Origin of the sequence: Bacillus sp. JJ1127 (assembly GCF_036965845.1) — a bacterium.
GTDB lineage: Bacteria > Bacillota > Bacilli > Bacillales > Bacillaceae_G > Bacillus_A.
Genome location: NZ_JBALQK010000328.1, coordinates 1 through 3802, shown reverse-complemented (window position 1 = coordinate 3802; position 3802 = coordinate 1). Strand labels below are relative to the sequence as shown.

At 33.0% G+C, this 3802-nt stretch carries 3 protein-coding genes and 2 pseudogenes; all 5 read right to left on the bottom strand.

What is annotated here, in order from left to right; genetic code table 11:
* Window positions 1–183: 183 nt before the first annotated feature.
* A complete protein-coding gene (locus tag V7183_RS23770) occupies window positions 184–885 on the bottom strand; it encodes a 5'-methylthioadenosine/adenosylhomocysteine nucleosidase (RefSeq protein ID WP_335361042.1) in 702 nt (233 codons plus the stop codon).
* Between the two features lie 22 nt (window positions 886–907).
* Window positions 908–1111: pseudogene (locus V7183_RS23765) on the bottom strand (homoserine kinase); the annotation flags it as partial.
* 203 nt (window positions 1112–1314) lie between these two features.
* Window positions 1315–2160 carry an alpha/beta fold hydrolase gene (locus V7183_RS23760; protein WP_335361041.1) on the bottom strand — a complete coding sequence of 282 codons (846 nt, stop codon included), beginning with the start codon at window positions 2158–2160 and terminating at the stop codon, window positions 1315–1317.
* Window positions 2161–2353: 193 nt separating this feature from the next.
* A pseudogene (locus tag V7183_RS23755) lies at window positions 2354–2534 on the bottom strand (transposase-like zinc-binding domain-containing protein); the annotation flags it as partial.
* Window positions 2535–2610: 76 nt separating this feature from the next.
* Window positions 2611–3363 carry a WecB/TagA/CpsF family glycosyltransferase gene (locus V7183_RS23750; RefSeq protein ID WP_335361043.1) on the bottom strand — a complete coding sequence of 251 codons (753 nt, stop codon included), beginning with the start codon at window positions 3361–3363 and terminating at the stop codon, window positions 2611–2613.
* Window positions 3364–3802 lie beyond the last annotated feature (439 nt).

Here is a 3802-nt window from a genome sequence, read left to right as displayed (position 1 = left end):
GGAAAAACTCCAAGAAACCGTTAGGACAAATTAGTAATAAACTAATATGATCAAAAGTTCACCAATTTGGGTGCTAATTTAATTACTAAAATAAATGCAAAAGAGGTGCTAAGTGCACCTCTTTTTAAATGGTTATTTTTACCGAACCCGTTATAATAAAAAAAGCCCTTCTTTTAAAGCACATCAAACTATTATTTCATCTGTCATATTCTTAATCATTTGCATGATAACTTCTGAAGAGTGATTCGCTGCAATTTCAGCAAAATTTTCATACGAAATAGTAGCTTTATCATCCGCACTATCAGAAATGCATCTAATTACAAGAAATGGTATATCATCCATAAAGGCAACATGTCCAATTGCAGACCCTTCCATTTCAGTACAATGAGGTGCATATTCATCGAGCAATTTCTTTTTTAACTTTGTATCTTCAACAAAGCACTCTCCACTTACAATTCTTCCTTCATGTACATTTATGTCTAAATCACTAGCATGATATGCTTTTCGTGCAAGTTCTCTCAATTCCTCATTTGCAATAAATGTTTCTTGGAATGGAAACAAGTTCTTCATTTGATTTTTAGCCACATCATGATGTGTAACGTTCGTCGAAATGACGAGGTCACCGACTTTAACGTCAGGATGTAAACCTCCTGCAACGCCTGTGTTAATTATACAATCCACTTCAAATTTATCTATTAAAATTTGTGCACACGAAGCTGCATTGACTTTCCCGATCCCACAGCGGGTGACAATAATTTCTTTACCTTTAAAAATTCCTTTATAAAAAGGCATTTTTGCAATTGTATATTCCTCATGAATATGTAGTTTTTCTAAAAGCAGATCTATTTCGATTTGCATAGCGCCGATAATACCAATTCTATTCATATAACTAATTCCCCTCTCCCTGTTATATATGAGCAAACATATTATGTAGTTCTTGATAATTTTCAGCTATCCATATCATTTCCTCTGCAAAACGTGTAGGTGGTATACTATGCCTATCCATATTTGCATGAATCCACCACTTACTTTCCATATACCATAGCATTTGAATTGCTCGAACAATCCCACCAGTTGGAAAGTTTAATTCCGTGCGATATCCATTTAAAAAGAAAGATGCGGATTAGATAACTTGTATCTATCCCTATTGTATTGTTTTAATAAATAGCTCCATTAATTAATAGTGTTGCTTCTTCGTCATTTAAACCACCTATTAGTACAACAAGAAAGACGAGAGATTAAGTATTCAACCTATATTGACGAAACAAAAAATTAGAGTCACAGTCTTCGTTTATCTGAATTTTCGCACATTAATTAGATGGTGGTAAATTCTCGAACGGTTGTTATAAAAGATTCCTCCTCTTCAACAAAAGGAAAATGATTACTTTTCTCAAAAATTACCAATTTAGAATCTGGAATCAATGTATGCATTTCTTTTGAGTACAAAACAGGGCATTGAACATCATATTGACCACAAAGAATAAGAGTAGGAAAATTAATATGTTTTAATTTATCTCGAACATCATATGTTTTAAGGTCTTTGTTATAAGCCCTCATTCTTTTTCTAATAATTTTACTAAAGGGTTGTTCACTGAAATACTCATTATACTTTTCTGGTTTATAGAGAGACAGTTCAATCAACTTCTTATTAGCTATTCTTTTCTTTGTTTTCGAAACAAAGGGTAACATCAATGATAAAAATATCTTGGATACCTCCTTACGATGTTGACCAGTTTTAAAATTATATATACAACTTTCTGAATTCAAAAACTCCTTAGATGCGGAAGTATCACATAATATAAGCGAATCCAAAACCTGAGGTTTACTGGTAGCATATGTTAACCCTAAAAATCCACCCGCAGAATGTCCAGCAAAAGACCATTTTGAGTATCCTAACTCAGTTCGTATGCTTTCGAGGTCTTTAACTGTCTCATTCATTGTCAGTTCATTTGAGTTTCGAGCCTTTGATGAATTTCCAGCCTGTTTTAAATTGACTAAGATAACCTTGTAAAAAGATGATAGACAATTTGCAAAAACTGAACCTCTAATGGAGAATTCTTGATATAGGTGTGTTATACACAAAGGTTTTCCATTACCACTAATAAAGATTTCAAAGGAACCTCTTTCTGTATTTATTATTTTCTGTTCATAATTTACCAATCCATTCACCTACTTTACACTATTTCCAATAAATCAAATCCCCTGTCCCATCTGGGCTTTACGTTACCATATATAACTATATCTTTTCACTAAATTATTACTGAATCTTATTAAACTACCCCTTCGTTGAATAATGAAAGTCTAATATTGATACGTTCTTAATGAGTAATATGTTTCATTAATTGGAAATAAGCAACTTTCTACTATCATTCATACATTTGATGAGATCTAACCATTTATCAGGCTTGTGAGTGCGATATAAAAGTTTTTCCGCAGTCTTTACAACGGTATCGTTGGCGTTCAACTTTTTTAAGACCAAGTTTTACCTTATACTTACCGCAACGTAAGACTTGTTTAAAACCACAATAACTGCAGCCTTTTCAGAGGAAATTGCCTCCATAGTATTTCATACCCCTTTATACCTTGATTTCATCAATTTTCATTTGAAAATTAACTTGTTATCTTTCTAACCCTCTCTGCCATAACTGATATTAAAAATTTCGGAAGTACAAGTTGCCTTCTTATTCTTTTAGGTTGTGTTATTAATCTATATAACCATTCTGTCCCAGTATCCCTCATGATCTTCGGGGCCCTTTTTACTGTACCAGAGAAAATATCAATCATTCCCCCTATGCCAATAGATAAAGGTACGTTTAGCTTTTGAAGATTTTCATAAATGAACATTTCCTGTTTAGGTGATCCTAACCCCACTAATAGTAAGTGTGGTTGAAATTGTTGAATTTGATCTTTAACTTCTTCTATCTCCTCATTATTTACAAATCCATGCTGTCCTTTGAAAATAGCATGTGGGAAACGTGTTTTTAACTTTTCTAACGCTTTCTCATTACTTTCTGGTGCAGCACCAAAAAGAAACACACGGTATCCCTCTTGATTACAATACTCTATTAAATCATGAGCTAAATCTGCACCTGTAACACGTTCTTTCAATCTTCCGTTCAAAATTTTAGAACCAAGTATAACACCTATTCCATCAGCCGTTATTACATCAGCGGATAATAAAATATTTTTGAAACGTACAGATTCAGCTGAAGTCTGGTTAGCGCTCATTACAATTTCAGGATTCGCCGTAACGATAAACTTTGGTTTATTTCTCTTTTCAGTTAACCAATCTTTTAATAAGCTGCTTACTTTGATATATTCTAAGCTGCAAAATGGTATACCCTTTATGTACTGTTGCTCCATTTCTTGCATACACTTCCTCTATGTGTTCTTTTATATAAAGTGAAACTTCTATCACCAATCTGGCTTTTACGAGATAAATGACTTAAACTTCCTCTTTCACAAGTTGTAAATACTCATCAACATCCTTATTTATTTGAAACAATACATTCTTCCAAAACTCATTATCAGCAAATTCGATGTAAAAGTATTGTTTCACCAACTCTTCAACTGAAGGCTTTCCAGTCTCACACAAGACTTTGTATAATTTTTGAAAGGGTTTCTGAGTCTCGAACTTCTTTATATGTTTCTATTAATTGCTTAATGCTTTCTATTTCTGTAGAAAGCATAGGGTCGTTTGCTTTAGGTTATAGTCTTTCCAATTCCCACCGAGTTGGATGATCAATAATTGGACTCATTTTATATCCTCCTGTTTTTACAGATAGTTACAATAATACATTCA

Coding starts and splice junctions, on each gene's coding strand:
- V7183_RS23770 (WP_335361042.1), bottom strand. CDS start 885: ATGAATAGAATTGGTATTATCGGCGCTATGCAAATCGAAATAGATCTG.
- V7183_RS23750 (WP_335361043.1), bottom strand. CDS start 3,363: ATGGAGCAACAGTACATAAAGGGTATACCATTTTGCAGCTTAGAATAT.